The organism is Streptococcus sp. SCPM-O-B-23252 (M501) (assembly GCF_058200355.1).
Genome location: NZ_JBYQGS010000002.1, coordinates 89,171 through 110,441 on the forward strand (window position 1 = coordinate 89,171; position 21,271 = coordinate 110,441).

General features: G+C 40.6%; 19 protein-coding genes. 3 read left to right on the forward strand and 16 right to left on the reverse strand.

Annotated features, from left to right (window positions below; genetic code table 11):
• Window positions 1–162: 162 nt before the first annotated feature.
• Together AC3E6G_RS06780 and AC3E6G_RS06785 are read right to left on the reverse strand one after the other, a co-directional pair.
• Complete coding sequence (locus tag AC3E6G_RS06780) at window positions 163–1,548, reverse strand: glycoside hydrolase family 1 protein (protein ID WP_048690334.1); 1,386 nt, start codon at window positions 1,546–1,548, stop codon at window positions 163–165.
• 146 nt (window positions 1,549–1,694) lie between these two features.
• Complete coding sequence (locus AC3E6G_RS06785) at window positions 1,695–2,387, reverse strand: gamma-glutamyl-gamma-aminobutyrate hydrolase family protein (protein ID WP_120701304.1); 693 nt, start codon at window positions 2,385–2,387, stop codon at window positions 1,695–1,697.
• Between the two features lie 167 nt (window positions 2,388–2,554).
• Here AC3E6G_RS06785 and AC3E6G_RS06790 point away from each other — a divergent pair, with 167 nt between their 5' ends.
• Window positions 2,555–2,743 carry a class IIb bacteriocin, lactobin A/cerein 7B family gene (locus AC3E6G_RS06790; protein WP_120701305.1) on the forward strand — a complete coding sequence of 63 codons (189 nt, stop codon included), beginning with the start codon at window positions 2,555–2,557 and terminating at the stop codon, window positions 2,741–2,743.
• A gap of 144 nt (window positions 2,744–2,887) precedes the next feature.
• On the opposite strand, the gene AC3E6G_RS06795 is transcribed toward AC3E6G_RS06790, so the two are convergent.
• From AC3E6G_RS06795 to AC3E6G_RS06820, 6 genes are all read right to left on the reverse strand, one after another.
• Entirely contained in the window at window positions 2,888–3,238 is a 351-nt protein-coding gene (locus AC3E6G_RS06795; protein ID WP_490700708.1) for a hypothetical protein, read from the reverse strand.
• 87 nt (window positions 3,239–3,325) lie between these two features.
• Window positions 3,326–3,739 carry a YjdF family protein gene (locus AC3E6G_RS06800; RefSeq protein WP_120701306.1) on the reverse strand — a complete coding sequence of 138 codons (414 nt, stop codon included), beginning with the start codon at window positions 3,737–3,739 and terminating at the stop codon, window positions 3,326–3,328.
• Window positions 3,740–3,880: 141 nt separating this feature from the next.
• Window positions 3,881–5,113, reverse strand: coding sequence for an acyl-CoA thioesterase/BAAT N-terminal domain-containing protein (locus AC3E6G_RS06805; RefSeq protein ID WP_195612122.1), 1,233 nt, complete (start codon window positions 5,111–5,113; stop codon window positions 3,881–3,883).
• A gap of 56 nt (window positions 5,114–5,169) precedes the next feature.
• The gene (locus tag AC3E6G_RS06810; RefSeq protein ID WP_120701307.1) at window positions 5,170–5,625 is read right to left on the reverse strand and encodes a MarR family winged helix-turn-helix transcriptional regulator; all 456 of its coding nucleotides are present in this window, start codon (window positions 5,623–5,625) and stop codon (window positions 5,170–5,172) included.
• Window positions 5,626–5,723: 98 nt separating this feature from the next.
• Window positions 5,724–8,225 carry a leucine--tRNA ligase gene (gene leuS / locus AC3E6G_RS06815; RefSeq protein WP_490700709.1) on the reverse strand — a complete coding sequence of 834 codons (2,502 nt, stop codon included), beginning with the start codon at window positions 8,223–8,225 and terminating at the stop codon, window positions 5,724–5,726.
• Window positions 8,226–8,508: 283 nt separating this feature from the next.
• Complete coding sequence (locus AC3E6G_RS06820) at window positions 8,509–10,491, reverse strand: peptide ABC transporter substrate-binding protein (RefSeq protein ID WP_490700710.1); 1,983 nt, start codon at window positions 10,489–10,491, stop codon at window positions 8,509–8,511.
• A 164-nt stretch (window positions 10,492–10,655) separates the two neighbouring features.
• Between AC3E6G_RS06820 and AC3E6G_RS06825 the strand changes: the two genes are divergently transcribed.
• Window positions 10,656–11,978 carry a DUF1958 domain-containing protein gene (locus tag AC3E6G_RS06825; protein ID WP_490700711.1) on the forward strand — a complete coding sequence of 441 codons (1,323 nt, stop codon included), beginning with the start codon at window positions 10,656–10,658 and terminating at the stop codon, window positions 11,976–11,978.
• 82 nt (window positions 11,979–12,060) lie between these two features.
• Here the strand turns inward: AC3E6G_RS06825 and AC3E6G_RS06830 are convergent, their stop codons facing one another.
• The 8 genes from AC3E6G_RS06830 to AC3E6G_RS06865 form a co-directional block, all read right to left on the reverse strand.
• Window positions 12,061–13,152 (reverse strand): glycerol dehydrogenase, encoded by a 1,092-nt coding sequence (locus tag AC3E6G_RS06830; RefSeq protein WP_490700712.1) that lies wholly within the window; start codon window positions 13,150–13,152, stop codon window positions 12,061–12,063.
• Window positions 13,153–13,166: 14 nt separating this feature from the next.
• Complete coding sequence (locus AC3E6G_RS06835) at window positions 13,167–13,835, reverse strand: fructose-6-phosphate aldolase (protein WP_342983640.1); 669 nt, start codon at window positions 13,833–13,835, stop codon at window positions 13,167–13,169.
• Window positions 13,836–13,850: 15 nt separating this feature from the next.
• Window positions 13,851–16,289: a glycyl radical protein gene (locus AC3E6G_RS06840; RefSeq protein ID WP_023027619.1), complete on the reverse strand. Its 2,439-nt coding sequence runs from the start codon at window positions 16,287–16,289 to the stop codon at window positions 13,851–13,853.
• 141 nt (window positions 16,290–16,430) lie between these two features.
• Window positions 16,431–17,732: a PTS sugar transporter subunit IIC gene (locus AC3E6G_RS06845; RefSeq protein ID WP_048691625.1), complete on the reverse strand. Its 1,302-nt coding sequence runs from the start codon at window positions 17,730–17,732 to the stop codon at window positions 16,431–16,433.
• Between the two features lie 11 nt (window positions 17,733–17,743).
• Window positions 17,744–18,052, reverse strand: a complete 309-nt coding sequence (locus tag AC3E6G_RS06850) for a PTS sugar transporter subunit IIB (RefSeq protein ID WP_013904534.1) — start codon at window positions 18,050–18,052, stop codon at window positions 17,744–17,746.
• Between the two features lie 13 nt (window positions 18,053–18,065).
• The gene (locus AC3E6G_RS06855; RefSeq protein ID WP_048691622.1) at window positions 18,066–18,389 is read right to left on the reverse strand and encodes a PTS lactose/cellobiose transporter subunit IIA; all 324 of its coding nucleotides are present in this window, start codon (window positions 18,387–18,389) and stop codon (window positions 18,066–18,068) included.
• 166 nt (window positions 18,390–18,555) lie between these two features.
• A complete protein-coding gene (locus AC3E6G_RS06860) occupies window positions 18,556–19,527 on the reverse strand; it encodes a sugar-binding transcriptional regulator (protein WP_006595063.1) in 972 nt (323 codons plus the stop codon).
• Window positions 19,528–19,541: 14 nt separating this feature from the next.
• Entirely contained in the window at window positions 19,542–20,285 is a 744-nt protein-coding gene (locus AC3E6G_RS06865) for a DeoR/GlpR family DNA-binding transcription regulator (protein ID WP_048691618.1), read from the reverse strand.
• 129 nt (window positions 20,286–20,414) lie between these two features.
• Between AC3E6G_RS06865 and AC3E6G_RS06870 the strand changes: the two genes are divergently transcribed.
• Window positions 20,415–21,191 (forward strand): glycyl-radical enzyme activating protein, encoded by a 777-nt coding sequence (locus AC3E6G_RS06870; protein ID WP_006595065.1) that lies wholly within the window; start codon window positions 20,415–20,417, stop codon window positions 21,189–21,191.
• Window positions 21,192–21,271: the final 80 nt, after the last annotated feature.

Below are 21,271 nucleotides of genomic sequence, written 5' to 3' on the forward strand. Positions count from 1 at the left end.
GGTTTTGAACCTTTTCCAGCACTAAATGAAAAATCGGAAATGAAGAATGCCGTCAGAAACATCTGCATCTGATGGAGTTCCACACTTCCGAAAATAAAACTAGTCAGTCATTTACTGAAATGAACGGGCCTATCGTACTTAGATAACAGAATCCTCAAAAACTTACTCTTCAAATCCATTCTGCTGGCTCAATTCACGGAACCAATGACCGGATTTTTTCAGGCGTCTTTCTTGAGTGGCTAGGTCTAATTCGACAAGGCCGTAGCGGTTTTTATAGCCATTGAGCCAAGACCAGCAGTCGATAAAGGTCCACATAAGGTAGCCCTTACAGTTGGCCCCATCTTGGATAGCTCGGTGCAATTCACGCAGGTGGTCTTTGACGAAGTCAATCCGGTAGTCATCTTGAATTTCCCCGTTTTGACGGAATTTTTCTTCCCCTTCAACTCCCATCCCATTCTCTGTTAGGAGCCATTCGATGTTCCCGTAATTTTCCTTGATATTTTGGGCAATATCGTACAAGCCCTGTTCATAGATTTCCCAACCTCTGTGTGGGTTAATCTTTCTTCCTGGCATGACATAGGGTTCGTAGAACTGCTCAACCAGCATAGGAGACTCTGGGTTTGGCGCATAACGAGGCGCAGAGACCCGCATTGGCTGGTAATAGTTGACCCCTAAGAAGTCAACTGTATGTTCTTTGATCAGCTCTAAGTCACTTGGATCCACTTCTGGCAAAAGAGCACGCTCCCGCAAAATCTCTACCAACTCTGGTGGGTAGGTTCCAAGAACAGACGGATCGAGGAAGGATTTGGCTTGGAAGAGTTCAGCGATTCGTGCTGCCTTGACATCTGCTGGATGCTGACTCCGCGGATAGGCTGGCGTCAAGTTCAAGACCACTCCGATTCGATAGTTTGGATCCACCTCATGACAGACCTGAACAGCAAGGCTACTTGCCAACTGGGTATGGTAGGCAACTTTAACTGCTGCGGCCGCATCTACCTTATGTGGGTAATGGGCATCATAAAAGTAACCAAACTCTACAGGAACAATGGGTTCGTTAAAGGTGATCCACTGATCGACCAAATCCCCATAGGTTTCAAAGCAGAAACGAGCATAGTCGCGATAGGCGTAGACCGTCTCCTTATTTTCCCAGCCATCTCCTTGTTCTTGCAAAGCAAAAGGAAGGTCAAAGTGATAAAGATTGACCATCAAATGAATGCCTTTTTCCTTAATGCGTTCAAATACTTGGCGGTAAAAAGCCACTCCTACTGGATTGACTTCTCCACGTCCTTTAGGGAAAATCCGAGACCATTGGATAGAAGTCCGAAAGGCAGTATGCCCGGTCTCGACTAGAAGCTCAATGTCTTCTTCCCAATTTTCATAAAAGGTCGAAGTTAAGCCAGGTCCTTCTTGGAAGCGAAAGCGATGAGGCTCTACCTGGTACCAGTAGTCCCAAAGGTTGTCCCCCTTACCATCTCCGGCAAAGCGCCCTTCTGTCTGAGGACCAGATGTCGAAGTCCCCCATAAAAAATCTTGTGGAAAGTTGATCATGTGTTTATCCTCTCTCATTGTCTTCCTTTCTATTATACTCCCTTTCAGCCCTCTTCCTAGAGACTATTTTCAGTCATTTTTACGCAGATTATAGAAAAAACACGCTAGCTATCAGAAGACCCGATTTCTAACGTGTTTTGTTTCTATCATAGTTGATTAACGACATAATCAAAGAGAGCCTTGTCTCCCTCGCTTATCTGATAACGCAGTTCTGGATGCCACTGCACCCCGAGAAAGGCTGTCCCGTGGGATGATTGCACCGCTTCGATGATCTGATCTTCAGAGCTAAGAGCAATCACTTCTAGATGAGGAGCTAAATCTTTGATCGCTTGATGGTGGTAGGAATTGATCTGACCAACTTCCCCGAACAAGTCTCGCAAAACGGTCCCCTCGACGGTTTCGATTGAATGACTAGCTTCGCTGGCAGGATTTTCCTGCCAGTGATGATCGATATCTTGGTAAAGTGTCCCGCCCATGGCTACATTGTAGAGCTGCATGCCTCGGCAAACCGTAAAGATGGGCTTCTTAGCAGCTACTGCTTCCTTGATCAAGGCCAACTCGAAAAGGTCGCGCTCGAGCAAGTAATCATCGCTAACAATCTCCTTCTCTGCTCCATAAAACTGAGGAGAAACATGCTGACCACCTGTGATGATCAGCTTGTCAATCAAGGAAATATAGTGCTCAGCCGTTGCTGGGTCTCCAATCGGAAGGATGAGGGGGATGCCCCCCGCTTCTTGAACCCCCTGGACAAAGCCTGTCGGTGTATAACTGAGGTACATTCCATCTTCTTCACGGAAAGGGCGTTGATTGCCCGTAATCCCAATCACTGGTTTCTTCATCGCTCATTCTCCAATCTCTTCATAGCTAATATAGTTCCTTATTTTATCATACTCCGAAGGTGACTTTCAACTTTTTTCATGATTTTTCAAATAAGGAGAAGTTTTCTAGAATTTTTACGAATAGTATAGATGAAGAAGAAATTTTCTTCAAAGAAAGGATAAGATAGATGAACACAATTTCTATTCATTCTGATGACATACTATCAGATCATGAACTAGCCACTATTCAAGGTGGATTTATCCCAGCTGTAATCGCAGGGATAGCTACATGGAAAATTGCTGCAACTGCTGTCAGTAGTATCGGACTCGTTTTTGCTGCAGGAGCAGGACTAGGGTATCTAGCTAACCGTCCATAGGTAAGAACGATGAAAAAAAGACGCATATTCCATATCATCACGATATCTACTTTACTTTTTTCTAGAATCTTTTTAGCAGTTCTACAAATATTACACGACCTTCACTATCTCACACTCCCATTTGAAACTTATGGAGTGAGTGATTTACTTTCTGGGATTCTTGTTATTTGGATCCTCATCATTGCATATCGGGGAATCAGAAAGGAGAAAAGCAATGAACAATTTACAACTTTTAGCAACTGAAGAATTAGAAAACATCCAGGGCGGTGTTGGTCCAGCTGAAATCGTTGCTATTTGATGAGCCTTAACGGCCTCTCCCCCAAATACCAGAAGCTGATTGTCTCCTTGCTCCAAAAACTCAAAACAGCAGGAAAAACGATTGTCATTTCCTCCCACCATTTCGAGCAAATCGCTCCCATTGTGGAACGAGTTCTGCTCTTTTCTGAAGAGCACACCATTACTGGAAGCTACGATCGAGCGGATTGGGAACATCATCCAGATATTCAACAATCGTTTTTGTCATGTTAAAAAGCCTCGGTAGGGTTCTTCCTACCGAAGCTTTTTTGATGAAAGAGATAAGGGTTAATGTCCTTTATGCTTGTCTCTTCGTTTTTGCTGTTTGCGTTCAAATTTCTCTTGTTTGAGCAATTGCTTTTGGACACTAGATTGATGTTTTGAAATCTTTTTCCTTTCCTCATACTGCAACTGCAATAGTTCTTTCGACTTGGAAGAAACTTTTTGTTTTACTTGTTTCCTCACAATTCGCTGTAATCGTTTAGGATTCTTGATTTTTACATGTTGCTTAACTGTAGTTTCTGGACTAAAAGATAATTGAGTAAACTGAGTCTGTAAAATCTCTAGAATTTCATCATCTTTTGGCTCCTTACCAAATGTCACACGACAAACTTGATAAGTTTCTCGATACACTTGTTCGAACAAACCATGCCAAAATCCATCTTCAAAATAAACTGTCAATCCAATTGAAATTGTTTCCACGACAGCACCTCCTTAAATTTATCCCTAAGAATGGACAACCAAGGAGGAAGGTTACTGATAGGCTTGCCTACGTCTGGACTACCAACCAGAACTGTGTTTTTATCTTAGTTGGAACTATTATAGCATATTTATAATCTATTTTTATTTCTTCTTCAAATGCCTATCAAAAAAATGAATCGTAGCTAGCCAAGAATCCTTACTCTCTCTCATCAATAAACGCCAATCTTTTCGATAACGGTGATTTGGTTGATAAGCCACTGTCAACATGTGACCTGTTTCATGATATTTTTTAAATGTAATGTGGTGTCCTTTATAATCTGAGACAATATCATCAATTGCTGACGAGGCATCCCATATTTCATCAACAGTACTTCCGAGCAATAAGATTGGTGAATGCATTTGAACGATATCTATCTTAGCAGAACGATCTTTAGGGATAGGTTTTCTAAAAAGTTTGCTAAACAGATAATCTCTCAGTCGAAACTTTTGATAGGTAAGTTCCTTTTGCAAATTCGTCCAAGAAGAAGTATGGGAGTTCCATTTCCCTTTTATCCCTTCATACACCACATCAGAGGGTGAATTTAGTACCAAACATTGAACGTCATTAAAAATGCTCTCCTCAGCTAAAACTAACTCTGCTCCCTTAGAACGTCCATAGATTCCAATTCTTTCACTATCTACTTGATGATGCTGACGTAGATAATCCTTTGCTTCCACAAGGCACTCTAAAGGAATACGTTCCAAATGTTTTGGCAACCCCTCTAAACCAAAGTAGGCAACTGCTAGGCAAATATAACCTCTAGAAGATAGAAGCTGAGCTATATTCTGTGCCTTTTCAATCCTTCCTTCACTACCGCTCACAATAATCAATGCTGGTGCTTTTATTGCCTTTTTATCATAAAATAGTCTCCCTTGAAAATGTTTCCTGTAAATATCTTGATGACTAATTTGCGAACTCATGTAATGTCTTGTGAAAGTTCTCTCTGCGACGACAGTATTACCTTGTATAATTTTGATTTCCACAAAAAAGTGATCTAATAAGGGAATTTTAGAAAGAGAGTTTGGAAGTTTCTTTTTCCTATTGGTCAAGGGCTTGGCATTAAAGAATAACCCCATTGTTGCAATATCTTCATAAGAGCCAGAACAAGATGGAGTTTGTGAAATATCAATAATACCATTCTTATCTGATACAAAAGTCGCTGTTGATTTCCATAAAACATTATGAGCTAAAAGCATAGGAGCATTGATACAATAATAATCAGATAAATACATTTCGACTCGATAGGTTTCACTTGGTTTTAAGCCATCGATGACAATATTAAAAGATTCGTCTGCTAAATCAGACTCTGAGATCAGTTCAATTTGTATATTCATATCTTCCTCTTTTTGTTAATATAATTAACAATATAGTTTTAAAATTACCGTTATTTTTACCACGGCAATTCTTGCCATACCTGTTCAACATCATCCATCAGTTTAATAACCATTTGAAGATCCTCCTCACTATAGTTTCTTAAAACTGAAAAAATGGCCTTTTCAATATGTTCTTGCTGCTCTTTATGGATATTAAAAACTTCAACACCTTTTTTGGATAATATCAGATATTTATTTTTTTCATTATCCGGTGCAAATTCAAAAGTAACGAGGTCTTTTTTGGTTAAACGTCTAACACTCTGAGTAATGGCACTCCTAGATACTTCAAGTAACTCAGATAATTTCACTAGATTCACAGGCTGATTGCGACCTATCAGATCGATCAAATGGACTTCATTAATAGTGATTGATTTATCAATACTGTTCCTATGCTGAGCTTTTTTCAACTGTTCAAAAGCTAAAGCAAAGCTGTTAAAACGATTATTAAACTTATACAGTTCTTTCTTATTCATAGCGCCTCTCTTTTGTTAATGATATTAACAAAAATACTATTTATTGTCAAGCTGAGCCTAAAAAATCCTCCAGAGCTGAACTCTGAAGGATTCATTTTTTATTTCACAACAATGTTGACAAGCTTGTTCGGTACACTAATCACTTTTACGATTTCTTTGCCATCAATCTCTGCTTTGACTTTTTCGTCAGCCAGAGCGACCTCTTGCAATTCTTCGCGTGATAGGTCTTTTGCGACCATGAGTTTAGCACGGACTTTACCTTTGATTTGAACGACGATTTCGATTTCATCTTCAACCAATTTGCTTTCGTCCCATGTTGGCCAAGCTACGTAAGAGATAGACTCGCCAGTTGCTGCCACTGTTTGCCAGAGTTCTTCTGCCAAGTGAGGGGCAAATGGGGCAATCAATTGGATAAAGCCTTTGGCGTAGTCCACATAGAGTTTGTCTTCCTTGTTGGCCGCGTTGACAAAGACCATGAGCTGGGCAATGGCTGTGTTGAACTTCATCGACTCGATTTGCTCTGTGACAGCTTTAACGGTTTCGTTATAAACCTTGTCAAGAGAACCATTGTTGTCCGCAACGATTTCTTTACTTGTAATCAAACGGTACACACGGTCAAGGAATTTACGGCTTCCTTCCAGACCTTCTTCAGACCAAGCGATGGAAGCATCAAGTGGTCCCATGAACATTTCATAGACACGAAGGGTATCAGCACCGTATTGTTCCACCACATCGTCTGGGTTGACCACGTTCTTGAGGGATTTAGACATCTTGGCTGGTGCTTGCTCCAACACTTCTCCTGTTTCCACATGGAAGAAGGAACCATCACGTTTTTCAACCTTATCAGTCGCCACAAGAGCTCCACGGTGGTCACGGTAGCTTGTTCCCAAAATCATTCCTTGGTTAAAGAGTTTTTGGAATGGCTCCTTAGTTGGTACAACACCAAGGTCATAGAGGAATTTGTGCCAGAAACGAGCGTAAAGCAAGTGAAGCACAGCGTGTTCTGCACCACCCACATAGATATCGACTGGCAACCATTGTTTGAGGAGATCCTCGTCAGCCAATTTCTCAGTATTGTGTGGATCGATATAGCGGAGGTAGTACCAGCTTGAACCTGCCCATTGTGGCATCGTATTCGTCTCACGACGACCTTTGACACCATCCTCACGAGTCACTTCCAGCCAGTCTGTCAAGTTAGCCAATGGGCTTTCACCAGTACCTGAAGGGCGGATGTCCTTGGTTACTGGCAAGACAAGTGGGAGTTCACTTTCTGGAACAGCTGTTGAAGTTCCATCTTCCCAATGAATGATCGGGATTGGCTCACCCCAGTAACGTTGACGGCTAAAGAGCCAGTCGCGGAGACGGTAAGTCACCTTCTCTTGACCAAAGCCTTTTTCTTCCAACCAAGCCACAATCTTAGCAATAGCGTCTTCTTTGTTAAGGCCATCTAGGAAGTCTGAATTGACATGAAGACCATCTTCAGTATAGGCAGCTTCTTCAACGTTTCCACATTCTAGCACTTCTACGATTGGTAGGCCAAATTGTTTAGCAAATTCCCAGTCACGCTCATCATGGGCAGGTACAGCCATAACAGCACCTGTTCCATAGCTAGACAGAACGTAGTCGGCAATCCAGATTGGAATTTCTTTGCCATTAACAGGGTTGATAGCATAAGCACCCGTCCAAACCCCTGTTTTTTCCTTGGCAAGGTCTGTACGAGCCAAGTCTGACTTGAGGCTTGCTTGATGCTTGTAGTCCGCTACAGCCTCAGCTTGTTCAGGTGTCGTGATGGTATCTACCAGTTCATGCTCAGGCGCCAAAACAGTGAAGGTCGCACCAAAAAGGGTGTCAGGACGTGTCGTAAAGACAGTGAATTCCTTGTCTGTTCCTTTTACTTTGAAGGTGACATTGGCACCAGTTGATTTCCCAATCCAGTTGCGTTGCATGTCCTTGATAGATTCTGGCCAATCCAACTCATCCAAGTCAGTCAGCAAGCGCTCCGCATAGGCAGTAATCTTGAGCATCCATTGGCGCATTGGTTTGCGGACAACTGGATAGCCACCACGCTCAGAGGTTCCATCTGGAAGAACTTCTTCGTTGGCGATAGCTGTTCCTAGTTCCTCAACCCAGTTTACAGGCACTTCCGCTTCATAGGCCAAGCCTTTTTCATAAAGCTTAGTGAAGATCCATTGCGTCCACTTGTAGTAGTTTGGATCTGTCGTATTGACTTCACGGTCCCAGTCGTAAGAGAAGCCAAGCGCATTGATTTGGCGTTTGAAGTTGGCAATGTTTTCTGCTGTGAATTCCGCTGGGTCATTTCCTGTATCCATAGCGTATTGCTCTGCAGGCAAACCAAAGGCATCCCATCCCATTGGGTGAAGGACATTGTAGCCTTGCGCACGTTTGAAACGGCTGAGGATATCCGTCGCTGTGTAGCCTTCTGGGTGTCCTACGTGCAGACCTGCTCCAGATGGGTAAGGGAACATGTCCAATGCATAAAACTTAGGTTTTGAAGCATCTGTTCCTGTCTTAAAAGTGTGATGGTCAGCCCAGTATTTTTGCCACTTAGGCTCGATTTCTTTATGATTGTAAAAACTCATGCTGTCTCTCCAATTTTCGTGATGCTCCTATTATACCATTTTTAAGGGATTTTTAAAGGTTCTATCCATCAAAAAGAGGCTGGGACAAAAGTCCTAGCCTCTCAATTATTTTTGGATTGTTGAGCAAGACGCAGTGGTTGAGTGGGCTCTACTACGCTGATTTCACCAGCTTTTACAGCCCTACTCAACTGTGCGGAGGTGGGACGACGAAATCGAATTCTAACGAATTACCGATTTCTGTCCCATTCTCTTCCCTGTTCAATAGACAATTGCTCTTAAATTCCTAGTCTTCTACGTGACTTTCTAGTTCTTTTTGAACTTTCTTATTGGATTCTTCTTTTTCTTTCTTCCATTGTTCACGCGCTTCATCGTACTCTTTGGCTGTCAAAACTTTGTCTTGCAATTCCAAGTACTTGTAGTTGAAGGATTGACCCTTGTGTCCTGTCCAAGCAAAGGCAGCTGAGTATGGAACTGTCTTACGCACACCTGGAGAGGCACCATCTGAATGAATCGGGATCAAGAGGGCACTATCTGTCAACCAAGCCTGAGCCTTAGCATATTTTTCATAGCGGGCATTGACATCTTTGGTTTCATTGTGCGCATCTTCGATCAATTGATCATATTCATCAAAACCAGCTTCTTTGGCTGCGGCATTATTGGTACCCGCATCAAATCCAAAGTAGGCATTGGCATTTTCACCCGTCTTAGAGTTTGTGATATCTAGGTAAGAAGATGGATCGGTATAGTCTGGTCCCCAACCCAAGTTATTGTTCAAATCCCAGTCTTGTTGAGAAGCATTTTCAGCAAAGTAGGTCACTCGTTGAAGATCATCCTCAGAAACCATTTTTAGGTCGATAACAACATTTTCTGACCCTAGGGTTGATTCAATCGATTGTTTAAAAGATTGGGCCTGTTTAACGCCTACAGTATAAGTTGATGCTACTGGAAGATCCAAATGAATTGGGAATTCAACTCCTTGACTTTGAAGTACTGTTTTAGCCTTAGCAAATTCTTCTTTTGCCTTATTTGGATTATAAAGAGTATCTTTTCCATCTGTAACAGATACTCCTTGCCATTCTTCCCCATGTTCTCCTAGATATTTTTCTACCGAGTTACCAAATTCTTTTCCATCAATTTGAACAAAGCTAGGTGGAACAAAAGTATTTCGAATAACCTTATCGGCAGATGCCTCACCATTAGCTTGAGCTACATATGCCTGACGATTAAATGCAAACAAGACTGCTTGACGGAAGTCCTTATTCAAGATTGCTTTCTTGGTTGAGCTCTTTTGAGCATCTGTCGTCTTCGTCGTAATCTCATAAGCTTGACGGTCAATATTGAAGGACAAGTTATAAGTAGAAGATCCTTGGTCACTAAAGACGATGTCATCTTTGTGTTTCTTCTCTACACTCTTATAGTTGGAACCATTCGGAAAGACACGGGCAACCGTAAAGTCTCCGTTATCAAAGCCACGAATCAAAGATTCTGAATCTTGTCCATCATAATAGGTTAGCTTGACCTTAGAAATTTTTACATTATCAGCATCCCAATAAGAGGGATTTTTTTCAAGGGTCACAACAGATTTAGATGTGATGGATTTAATCAAATATGGGCCACAATAAAGAATACTAGAAGGGTTAGTGCCTTGACCGTAGTCATCCCCTTTAGAATCTAAGAATTCTTTATTAACTGGCATCAAAATGCCCATGGTGGTTTTAGAATTCCAGAAACTTTCAGGCTGACTCAACGTATACTCAACGGTATAATCATCAATAGCCTTGACTCCAACAGTAGAGAAATCTTTGGATTTTCCAGATACATAATCATCCAATCCTTTCACTGACTTCTGGACCAAGTAAAGAGCTTGAGACTTTTTATCCGCAGCATGTTGAAGCCCCGTCACAAAGTCTTGAGCCTTAACTTCTCCGAATTCTTCCCCCTCAGCGGTTACCCATTTAACCCCTTTACGGAGCTTATAAGTGTATGTCAAACCATCCTTTGAGACAGACCAATCCTTAGCAAGAGATGAAATTAAGTTCCCATACTGATCCACTTCTAATAAGCCATCTTCAGCATTTCCTGTAAATTCTGAAGTTGATTGCTTATTGGACAGAGAATAATCTAATGTATCTGGATCAGTAGTGTAAACATAGCTAAAAACTTTTTCACCCGAACTTGAAGATTTCCCTCCTTGTGAGCAGGCTACCAGTGCGCTTACAGACAAAAGTAGAGCGCCGGTGGCTAAGAGTAGCTTCCCTTTTTTCATATGGATCACCTCTGTATAAAATGTTATTCTTCATATTAAATTATAGCACTTTACGGAAAAATGTAAACGCTTTTACCGCGAAATTATTCTCTTTCTTCTTTCTTTTTCCACTTTCTTCTTTTTCTAGAATTTTTCTCGTTTTAATTCCTGGCCTGTATGATATAATGAAATCTATGAATTATGGGAGACATTTACACAAACGACTAAAACACAGCCTCTTGTCCCTCCTTGTAGGAGTCTTGACATTAGGCCCTATCTCTACTGCTTTTGCGGACGACCTTTACCAGCAAGAAGATGTGATGAAAATCGCAGCCGATGCTGGATTAGAATTGGATGATTTTTACAAACCCAAGGCAGACATCGTCATCGATGCCAATACTGGAGCCATTCTATACGGGGACAATATCGACACAGTCCGTGACTCAGGAAGCATGGCCAAGCTCATGAGTGCCTATGTGGTCTTTCGAGCCATTAAAGAAGGGAAGATCACGTACGATACCGTCGTCACAGCAACTGCAGCAGACCAAGCCATTTCGGAAAACAATCTGTTAAGTAACTCACCGATTGTAGCTGGCGTAGACTACAAAGTATCGGAATTGATCAAGATGCTCTTTGTTCCCTCTTCCAGCGCAGCTGTGATCATGCTAGCGAACGCTATCACTGACAACGATCCCGATAAGTTTTTGGATCTAATGAATCAGTACGCGCAAGAAATGGGGATGACAAATACCAAATGGCACAATCCAAATGGGGCGATGATTTCGGTGCTCCAAGGCTACTACAATCCGCAGCGCTATGATGTCAATGCCAACAACGAAATTACGGCGCGAGACATGTCTATTCTGGCTTATCACATCGTGAACGACCTGCCAGAGATGTTGGAATATACCAAGCAAGCCCATACCACCATCATGAAAGGGACCCCCTACGAGCAAAGCTACGATAATTACAACACCTCCCTCGAAGGTGGAAAGTTCTCCCTTAAGGGAACTGATGGACTAAAGACAGGATCTAGCCCAACTGCTGACTACAACTACACCGCAACAACCAAACGGGGTAAACAGCGGATTATCGAAGTCATCCTAGGCGTTGGAAACTACGATGTTGAGATCGCCGAAAGCTACCGCAATCAAATCGGAAATACTTTAGCCGAAAAAATGTTTGCAGATTACCAATACAAAAAAGTCCTCTCTGCAGGGGACCACACGATCGACGGAAAGACAGTACACTTGAAGCAAGACTTCTATGCAACCGTTAAAAAAGGCACGAATCCAGCAATTAAACTGGAAAACAATCGCCTGGACGTTCAAAATGGCTTGCAACAGGTATCTCCAAGTATTAAAGCGGGAATAGCCGTGAGCGATTCTAAAGCAACAAACTCTAGCAGTAATCATAAGAGACTAGATGTCATGTGGCTCTTCTGTTTCTTGCCAGCCGGAATCTTATACCTGATCTTTAAACAAACCGATCCAAAAAGAAGAAAATAAAACAAGAACTCCCTTGCCTGTTGGCAATGGGAGTTCTTATTTTAGAAAGGAGTTCCGTTCTATATAGATGATCGATCTTTCTTTAGCCTAAGGACTTGACATAAGCATCCACTGCTACAATGGCTTGGGCAATATCAGATGCTTTCACTTCAAATGGCATTTGATGGATAGTTTCCCCTTCAATCGTTGCTTGTTGGCCAACCTTGAGAAGATCTTCATAGCTTGCATTTTCAAGATGCATTTCTTTCAGAGTAGTTGGCATGCCAATTTGTTGATAGAAACGAATGTATTTGTTCAATTCTTCTTTTGGACGGTTTTCCAAGAACAATTGAACCAAGGTTCCATAGGCTACTTTTTCACCGTGGGTCAAATGGTGGATGTCCCCAGTGAGGGCCGTAAAGCCATTATGGATGGCGTGAGCTGCTGCCAAGCCACCACTTTCAAATCCAATCCCACTGAGAAGGGTATTGGCTTCAATGATGTTTTCAAGAGCAGGCGTTACCACTTTGGCTTCACAAGCAGCCATGGCTTGAAGTCCGTCTGCAAATAAGATTTCTTCACAACGTTGCGCAATCGCGACACCAGCTAAAGTTTGGTGTTTGCCTAGCATGGTTTTTCCGTTGGCTTGCATCACCGCACGCGCTTCAACCCAAGTCGCTAATCCATCTGCGATACCAGAAGCGAGCAAACGTTTCGGTGCTTGAGAGATGACTTTGCTATCCACCAAGACCAATTCTGGGTTTTTAGAATAGAAGATATAGCGAGCAAAGGCACCTTCATCCGTGTAGATAACTGACAAGGCTGAAACCGGAGCATCTGTAGAGGCAATGGTCGGAGCAATGACAACTGGTGATTTTAGAAGATCGGCAATGGCTTTTGCACTATCGATGGTCTTTCCTCCGCCAAGTCCGATGACTAAGTCACAGCCATTCTCTTCTGCCAGACTGACCACACGATTGATTTCATTATCAGAAGCTTCACCATTGAAGAATACTGGCAAAACTGTAAAGCCATACCGAAGGAGATACTTTTCAAAACGTTCCCCTACGATATCATAGACTACTGAATCACAGAGTAAAACGGGATGACTCCCCAGTTCTAAAATAGGTTTTGCATTTTCAAATAAAGCATTTTCACCTTGAATGTAACGAGATGGACTTGCAAAATTTCTCATACACTCCTCCTTTATCAAATTGTATTCTTATGATGAACGGCTGACCAATCTGCTTCGAAGTCATCTACTGCTTTTGCAATAGAAGGCATTCCAAAAGCTGCTTCAAATACATCTGCCCCTGCCGTAATTGCTTGTGTTCCTTCTTTAAATGCTCGATTAACTTGAGCTACATTTTTAAAGGAAGCTGCTAGAATTTTGCTTGATGAATGATTACGCTCTATGGCACTCGCTAACTGAGAAATAACCTGAGCTGAATCAATGTTTAAGTTTTCCATACGATTGTAATAAGGTGCTAAATAGTCGGCTCCTGCCTCAATCGCTAACAGCCCTTGAAAAACAGTATAGATTGCTGTTGCAGTAATTTTGTAACCCTCTGCTTTTAACACTTTAATTGCAGCAAGTCCTTCAGGTGTTACTGGGACTTTAATATAGGTGTTTTCATCGCATTGTTCGCGAATTTTAGCCGCATCTTTCAAAATTCCTTCATAATCTTTTGCGACAACTTGAACATGGATGGAAGGAGAGCCCCCAATGATTTCTCGCACCTTATGGATACGATCAAAAAAATCAATGTCCCCTTCTTTTTTAGCAATTGTTGGGTTCGAAGTTACCCCAGCAAGGGGTAACACTCGTGCCCATTTTTTTATCTCATCTAAATTTAAAGTATCAAGCATAAATTCCATATACATACCTCTTTACTATAGAGTATGCTCTGTCCGTCCAATAATATCATCTTGTGTAGCTCTTGATAGTACATTGAAGAAAGCTGAGTAGCCTGCAACACGTACAATTAAGTCACGGTGTTTTTCCGGATGTTTTTGAGCATCTAACAACGTTTCTCTAGAAACCACATTGTATTGAATATGGTATCCATGTAGACGATTAAAGAACGTACGGAGTAAAGCAATAAGTTTTAATTTATCTTCTTCTTTGGCTAAAGTTTGTGGGTTTACTTTTTGGTTCAGTAAAACACCACCAACAATTTCATCTGTTGGCAATTTAGAAACAGATTTTAGAACAGATGTTGGGCCATGTTGGTCCATATTGTGGGATGGAGAGCATCCTTCTGCTAGTGGAGTTCCAGCATTACGACCGTCCGGAGTAGCTAATGTTCCACGACCTTGTCCTACATTGGCTGAAATAGAAGATGTACCTGAGTAACGGATACCACCGATTGGCCCACGTCCATAGCGAGTATTTGGATATTTAGCAATTTCATCCACATAAATATCGTATGCTTCTCGAACTAAGCTGTCTGCATAGTCATCATCGTTTCCATACTTCGGTGCATCATGGATAAGCATCTCTTGGATTTCTTTTCCACGTTCGCCCTCGTAATCGGTTTCCAGAGCATGCCATAGCTCTTGTGGCGTTAAGCGTCCTTCTTCGAATACCAGTTTCTTGATTGCTGCAAGTGAATCGGATAAGTTTGCAATACCCACTTGTAAACCAGAAATATAATCGTAGACAGCTCCACCTTCTTTTAGGTGTTTTCCACGTCCAATACAGTCATCTGTCAAAGCTGAACAGAGGATATCTGGCACTTCTCTTTCAAGAGATAGGTCGATCGAGTTTTCTACGATCACACTCATGCGAGTTAAGTGGCGCAAAGTCTTGTCCCAAGCAGTCTGCAATTCATCGAAGCTCTTCATGTCTTTAAAATGACCGAAGCTTGGTGCAAATCGCTTGCCAGAAGCAGGATCGATTCCATCATTCATCGTGATGAGCAAAACTTTAGGGAAGTTCATATAACTCATACCTGTACAGCGATATCCCCATTTACCTGGAACAGCTGTTTCTACACAACCAATTGCACTGTAATCATAAGCATCTTCTTCAAGAACACCTTTTGAAATAAAGGATGGAATAATGATCTCATCATTATTGAAAGCAGGCATACCGAATCCGAGCTTCATAACTTCAATACATTCGTTCATGAAGCGGGCATCCAAACCAGCATGGTAACGAACTGTTAAGTTTGGTTGAGGAAGGTGAGTTTGAGCAACAGACTTCAACACTAAATAAGATAATGGGTTAACGGCATCTTTCTTATCACGCGTTTGACCACCAATCGTAACGTTTTGATAAAGCGGACTACCTGCAGATGAGAAGGTATGTGCTTGACTACGTACTTTGTTAATTGTAATAGTCTTAATCCACAGGTTGGTCAAGCGTTCAACAATACTCTCTTCAGTTTCCCGTCCACTTTCCAAATCAGCTTTAACGTATGGATACATATATTGGTCAAAACGGCCATATGAAAGTGAGTGTCCATTTGATTCAATCTGAAGAATACATTGGATAAACCAAACAGACTGAACAGCCTCTGCAAATGTACTTGCAGGCTCGTATGGAACTTTTGAGCAAATCTCTGCAATTTCAAGCAATTCCTTCTTACGTTCAGGAGTTGCTGTTTCAGCAAGTTGTTTAGCAAGTTCCACAAATCGTTGAGCATAGGTCTTAACAGCATCAACTACGATAAAGATTGAATCGTAAAAATGGTACTTATCAATGCTAGCTGGATCCGTTAGATCTAGGGCTGCTTTAGCTTGGCGAGCTCTTTCTTCAAAACCTTTCAAGCCATATTGCAATAATTTTTGATAATTGACTGCTAAGTGGGCATCTCCTGAATTCATCTTCCCTTCCATACCGAAGAATCCTGTTTCCATATAGACAGATACTTCTTCAGGTAGAAGAGCTCCAGCTCTTGCACGTAAGTTATTATTTTCCCAGAACGGTGCGATACTACGGAGCTGCTCTTTCGTTTCTTCCGTAATATAAAAGACGTCACCATCCCGCTTTTCAAAAAGATCCAATTCCTTCAGAACGAACTCTAAAGTATATTCTGGGAAGATCGGAGCATCTTTATTAGAGGATGCTTGGTTTCCAGCAATCATGGATTCATCCTCAATATAGATTGTCATATTTTCAAGAATCTCTTTCAACATATAGGCACGTTTAAGAACATTTGGTTGTTCCTTATAACGATCATATGCCTTAGTTGCAAGAACGGCACGTTCAGCGTCGATATAAGGCTTCTTGTTTAAGACATCTTCACGATACTTATTCATGCGTTCAGTGAGGCTTCCAAAATATTCTGTTTTAATGCTTGTACTCGCTACTTCTACTTGTTTCATTTTTTCAAAACCTTTCTTTTGAAATTATTTTGTTTTCTTTCGTAACTATAGTAGCATTAAATTTTACGAATTTCAATGAATTATGGATTATACCTATAAATTCTATTCTAGTCGCACATCTGTGCATTCCTAATAAACGCACTATTTTTCAGCTTGTAATTCATTGTTATAAGCAAGATTATCTTGGAATTTGAAGAATGGGAAATATACGACAGTCGAGGTTGCAAGAACTAGCACTTGAACGAAAGCACCTTGCCAACCTCCAACCATAAATCCAGAAATAATGGCTGGTGTACTCCAAGGAAGGGTCACACCTGAGAATGGATGCATGAACCCAATAGCAATTGAAGTATAAACAATTATCGCTGCTAAAATTGGAACGATAATAAATGGAAGGAACATCACTGGGTTCATTACAATTGGGAAGCCAAATACGACGGGTTCATTAACATTGAAGATTGCAGGAAAAGCTGCAACTTTCCCAAGTGCCTTATATTGTTTTGACTTAGCAGCAAATAACATAGCAATAACCAAACCAAAGGTTATACCTGATCCAGACAAAATAAGGAAACTATCTAGGAATTGTTGGGTTACAATGTGGGCACCATTTTCAACGGATAGCTTCCCAGCTGCCAACATTGATTTATTGGCATCCAGGTTAGAAAGTAGCAAGGCTGTTACTACACCATTGACAACTGATTGTCCGTGCACACCAAACCACCACAAGAACGAAATAAAGAAGGCAATTCCAATCGCTCCGTAAAGTGATCCTGTTAGACCTTGTAGAGGAACCTGAATGACATCATAGATCATTTCAATGAAGGTACCGCCACTTGTCACTACTTTTGATACGATATAGACAATCATTGATAGTAAGAAAATCACGAAAGCAGGAATCATCGCTTCAAATTGTTTGGCAATGGCTTGAGGTACTTGTTCTGGCATTTTAATAACAATATGTCTTTGGATAAACACAGTATAAATCGCACCAACTACCAGACCAATAATAATAGCACCAATAATCCCTTGACCACCAAACCATACTTTTGCAATGGCATCACCAATCGGTTCTCCCTTAGCTGGTACATAAGAAGATTTTAACAAGATAAAGAATGAAGATAAGGACAAAACTCCTGCTGGCAAGGGTTCTACTCCACTGTTTTTAGCATATGAATAACCAATGGAGAAGCAAGAAATTAATCCCATGATGGCGAATGTTCCTGAATAAACCTGCATAAATGGCTCTGTCCATGTATCGCCAAATACACTAGCAATAGCCTGATTAAGACCTTCAAATGGTAATTGCCCAATAATCAGAAACAAACTACCAACTACCGTTAATGGAAGGATCGCTAACATCCCATCTTTAAGAGCAATAATTCCTTTCATGTTTACAAAACGCATGATTGGAGCGATAATTTTCTGAGAATTAAAATTAGACATGGGAAGCCTCCTTATTTTTCTCCTAGCAATTCTAGAGCTAGATTTAGTACTTTCTTACCATCCAACATCCCATAATCTGCCATAGGGATGACAGCAATAGGAATATGGTTTGCCTCACAAATCGCTTTTGATTTATCCAAAGTATAAGCTACTTGAGGGCCCAACAATGCAACATCGATTTCTGGGGCAAAATCTGCTAATTTCGCTTGAGAATAGGCATCGATCTCAGCATCAATCCCTAATTCCTTAGCCGCCACCTTCATATTATTTACCAACATTCCTGTTGAAAATCCTGCTGCACAAAACAATCCAATTTTCATCTTCTTTTCCTCCTTATTGTTTCGCTGAAAGTTCTTTACGTAAGTCAATCATTTCTTTAATCAAGTTAATCTCTGTGATTGAAGTCATTAAGTGATCTTGTGAGTGCACAAACAGAGCTGTAATATCTGTCTTTGTCCCACCTGCTTCCTGGGCTAAAAATTGTGTTTGCAGGTTATGCGCTTCTAGCAATGCTGCATCTGCTTTTGCAATTTCGCCTTCAGAAGATGTAAAATCGCCCTCCTTAGCATATGATAAAGCTTGGTAAATATGCTGTTTAGCATCACCCGCATTTAAAATCAATCCCATAATAATTTGGTCTGCAACAATTATTTCCATGTGCACTACACTCCTTTGTCAATCTACTGAAAGCGCTTTTTCTATTGTCAATATACCATTTATATTTTTGCCGGTCAATAAAAATCGCAACATTTGATTGTTATTTTTGATTTTTGCACATTTGTGCTTTTTGACTCAAAAAAATAAGGACTGCATCCTTGCTGTCCTATTTTTTAGTAAATTGCTGATCACCATCTAATTCTAAAACTTTTAAGATCGTCGCTTCATCAGTGACTAAATGATTGATATAGTTGGCTTTCAAAACCGATAAAATTGCTTTTGCTTTTTGATCACCGTAGGCCAAAGAGATGGTGTTTGGTACCTTTCTCAATTCCTCCAATGTGATAGATATTGTTCTTTCCTGTAATTCAGGATAAACGGGGACACCTTCTTGATCAAAGAAACGACAGCATACTTCTCCTACAGCATGTTCTGACTCCAATTTCCTAAAATCATTTGATGTCAGCATATCAAACCACTGAGGATTCTTGCTATCTGCATAGCCACCAATCCCTACAGCCGCAACATCCAAACAACGCCAGCTAGCTTTCAAATCCTCAAAATACTTAGAAGATAAGATGCCTTCCGTCACCTCAGAATTTTCTTGAATGACACTCGCGTTTATAAAATGACATTCCCCATGAAATTTACTCGCCATACTGTAGATCAGCGTATTGACATGGTAGCGAGCATGAATATGACTGGGACCTCCAGCTAGGGGATAAAATTGAACACCATCCAAGCGCTTCGTTCCAACTTGTTCTACCATTAATCTGAGAGACTTGCCCCATGAAAATCCGACTGTCATTCCATCTTCAATCAAATTACGAAGCATGACCGCACTTGCTTGAGCCAGTCGCTTTTCAAGGCTTTCTCGAGGCTCATCAACTAGATTCGGTATAATCTCGATAGCTTTTAAGCCATATTTTTGTTTGATATAATTTTCTAAATGGAAGAGGCGAGTATCAAAGTTTTCGATTTCAATTTTTACAACTCCCTCTTTCTTGGCTTCTGCTAGCATTCTGCTGACAGTTGTACGGTAGATTCCAGTTTCTGCTGCGATTTGCGATTGACTTTTGTCTTCAACATAGTATAGATAGGCTAATTTAGCAAGTAACTTTTTCCGTTCATCTTTCAATTGGCTTCTCCTTCTTATACTAAAGTTAAAATCGTTTGCGAATCCTCAAGTTTTTCTTTCGCTTCTTGAGATATATTCTTATCTGTTATGACTCTCGAAACTTGTGAAAGTGCAAATCGTCTGACAGTTCCACATTTCCCAAATTTACTTGAGTCTGTCAAGACAACCACTTCCTTAGAAACATCAGACATAGCTTGAACAACTTCACTTCTCATCATATCTTTCCCAGTAAAGCCAAGTTCATCATCATATCCGTCAACCCCTACAAAAGCAAAGGGAACTCTAAACGAGCGGATTAATTCTTTCAAAAGCGGACCTACAGTCACTCTCGATTCTTTTTGAAATTCACCACCAAGTAGGATGATTTTACAGGAATCATATTCCTGAATATAATCTGCAATAAAATAAGAATTTGTCACAATCTTGACATTCTTTTTTGTTTGGCAAATTTCTTCTGCTAGCAAGGCACAAGTAGAGCCCGATTCAATCAAAACCGTGTCGTTATCCTTAATTAATTTAGCAGCTTCCCTGGCTATTCTTTTCTTGGTATCATATTGAAAGGACAATCGAACATTGATATCATCTCCACTATTCAAAACAGCATAGCCATGTTCTCTATGCAATAATCCTTTGGATTCTAGCTTGTCCAAATCCTTTCGAATGGTCACTTTAGAGACTTGTAATTTCTCAGACAAGCTATTAACATCAATCTTTTCAAACTCCGATACTAATTTCAATATTTCATCTAAACGTTGCATTGTTTTTACCTCTTCTCTATTTTAGCAAATTTTCGAGTGAATTCAAAACAAAATAAACTTTCGTTCGTAATTGAATTAGTTTCTTAAATAATGTATAATAGACTTACTAGATTGATAGGAGAGCAAAATATGGAACAAAATCGTGGCATAATCTTTAATATCCAACACTTTAGTATCCATGATGGCCCTGGAATCCGAACCACTGTATTTCTAAAAGGATGTCCTTTACGTTGTCCATGGTGCTCCAATCCTGAATCCCAGCGTGCAAATCCTGAAAAAATGTTAGATGCTGTTACTAAAAAGGAAACCATCACGGGAGAAGAAAAAACAGTTACCGAGATCATAGATGATGTCTTAAAAGACGTTGACTTCTACGAAGAATCTGGTGGTGGCCTTACTCTGTCTGGTGGAGAAATCTTCGCTCAATTTGAATTTGCCAAAGCAATCTTAAAAGCTGCGAAAGAAGTTGGACTTCATACTGCAATCGAAACGACAGCTTTTGTTGAACATGAGAAATTTGTCGATCTCATTCAGTATGTTGATTTTATTTATACAGACCTTAAACATTACAATACACTTAAACATAAGAAGGTTGTCGGAGTCAACAATCATCTGATTATTAAAAATATTCATTATGCCTTTGCTCAAAACAAAACAATTGTTTTACGTATTCCAGTCATTCCTAATTTCAATGACTCTTTAAATGATGCTGAAGAATTTGCTTCTCTTTTTAATTCTCTCGATATCGATGAAGTACAACTTCTCCCATTTCACCAGTTTGGAGAAAACAAATACAAGCTTTTAGGACGTCGCTATGAAATGGAAGGAATAAAGGCCCTACATCCAGAAGATTTATATGACTACCAGCAAGTTTTTTTAGATCATGACATTCACTGTTATTTCTAATCCACTCAAAAATCCCCAAAGCTAGTTTCAGTAGATTGAAACTTGGCTTTGGGGATTTCTTATTCTTTCACGAGCATCGA

What these genes read in the sequence shown, in the direction of transcription:
- AC3E6G_RS06820 (WP_490700710.1), bottom strand. Translation starts at nt 10,491, where the DNA reads ATGAAAAAAGGGAAGCTACTCTTAGCCACCGGCGCTCTACTTTTGTCT.
- AC3E6G_RS06870 (WP_006595065.1), top strand. Translation starts at nt 20,415, where the DNA reads ATGGAACAAAATCGTGGCATAATCTTTAATATCCAACACTTTAGTATC.
- AC3E6G_RS06850 (WP_013904534.1), bottom strand. Translation starts at nt 18,052, where the DNA reads ATGAAAATTGGATTGTTTTGTGCAGCAGGATTTTCAACAGGAATGTTG.
- AC3E6G_RS06825 (WP_490700711.1), top strand. Translation starts at nt 10,656, where the DNA reads ATGAAATCTATGAATTATGGGAGACATTTACACAAACGACTAAAACAC.
- AC3E6G_RS06795 (WP_490700708.1), bottom strand. Translation starts at nt 3,238, where the DNA reads ATGATGTTCCCAATCCGCTCGATCGTAGCTTCCAGTAATGGTGTGCTC.
- AC3E6G_RS06810 (WP_120701307.1), bottom strand. Translation starts at nt 5,625, where the DNA reads ATGAATAAGAAAGAACTGTATAAGTTTAATAATCGTTTTAACAGCTTT.
- AC3E6G_RS06840 (WP_023027619.1), bottom strand. Translation starts at nt 16,289, where the DNA reads ATGAAACAAGTAGAAGTAGCGAGTACAAGCATTAAAACAGAATATTTT.
- AC3E6G_RS06845 (WP_048691625.1), bottom strand. Translation starts at nt 17,732, where the DNA reads ATGTCTAATTTTAATTCTCAGAAAATTATCGCTCCAATCATGCGTTTT.
- AC3E6G_RS06780 (WP_048690334.1), bottom strand. Translation starts at nt 1,548, where the DNA reads ATGATCAACTTTCCACAAGATTTTTTATGGGGGACTTCGACATCTGGT.
- AC3E6G_RS06855 (WP_048691622.1), bottom strand. Translation starts at nt 18,389, where the DNA reads ATGGAAATAATTGTTGCAGACCAAATTATTATGGGATTGATTTTAAAT.
- AC3E6G_RS06790 (WP_120701305.1), top strand. Translation starts at nt 2,555, where the DNA reads ATGAACACAATTTCTATTCATTCTGATGACATACTATCAGATCATGAA.
- AC3E6G_RS06785 (WP_120701304.1), bottom strand. Translation starts at nt 2,387, where the DNA reads ATGAAGAAACCAGTGATTGGGATTACGGGCAATCAACGCCCTTTCCGT.
- AC3E6G_RS06805 (WP_195612122.1), bottom strand. Translation starts at nt 5,113, where the DNA reads ATGAATATACAAATTGAACTGATCTCAGAGTCTGATTTAGCAGACGAA.
- AC3E6G_RS06835 (WP_342983640.1), bottom strand. Translation starts at nt 13,835, where the DNA reads ATGGAATTTATGCTTGATACTTTAAATTTAGATGAGATAAAAAAATGG.
- leuS (WP_490700709.1), bottom strand. Translation starts at nt 8,225, where the DNA reads ATGAGTTTTTACAATCATAAAGAAATCGAGCCTAAGTGGCAAAAATAC.
- AC3E6G_RS06865 (WP_048691618.1), bottom strand. Translation starts at nt 20,285, where the DNA reads ATGCAACGTTTAGATGAAATATTGAAATTAGTATCGGAGTTTGAAAAG.
- AC3E6G_RS06830 (WP_490700712.1), bottom strand. Translation starts at nt 13,152, where the DNA reads ATGAGAAATTTTGCAAGTCCATCTCGTTACATTCAAGGTGAAAATGCT.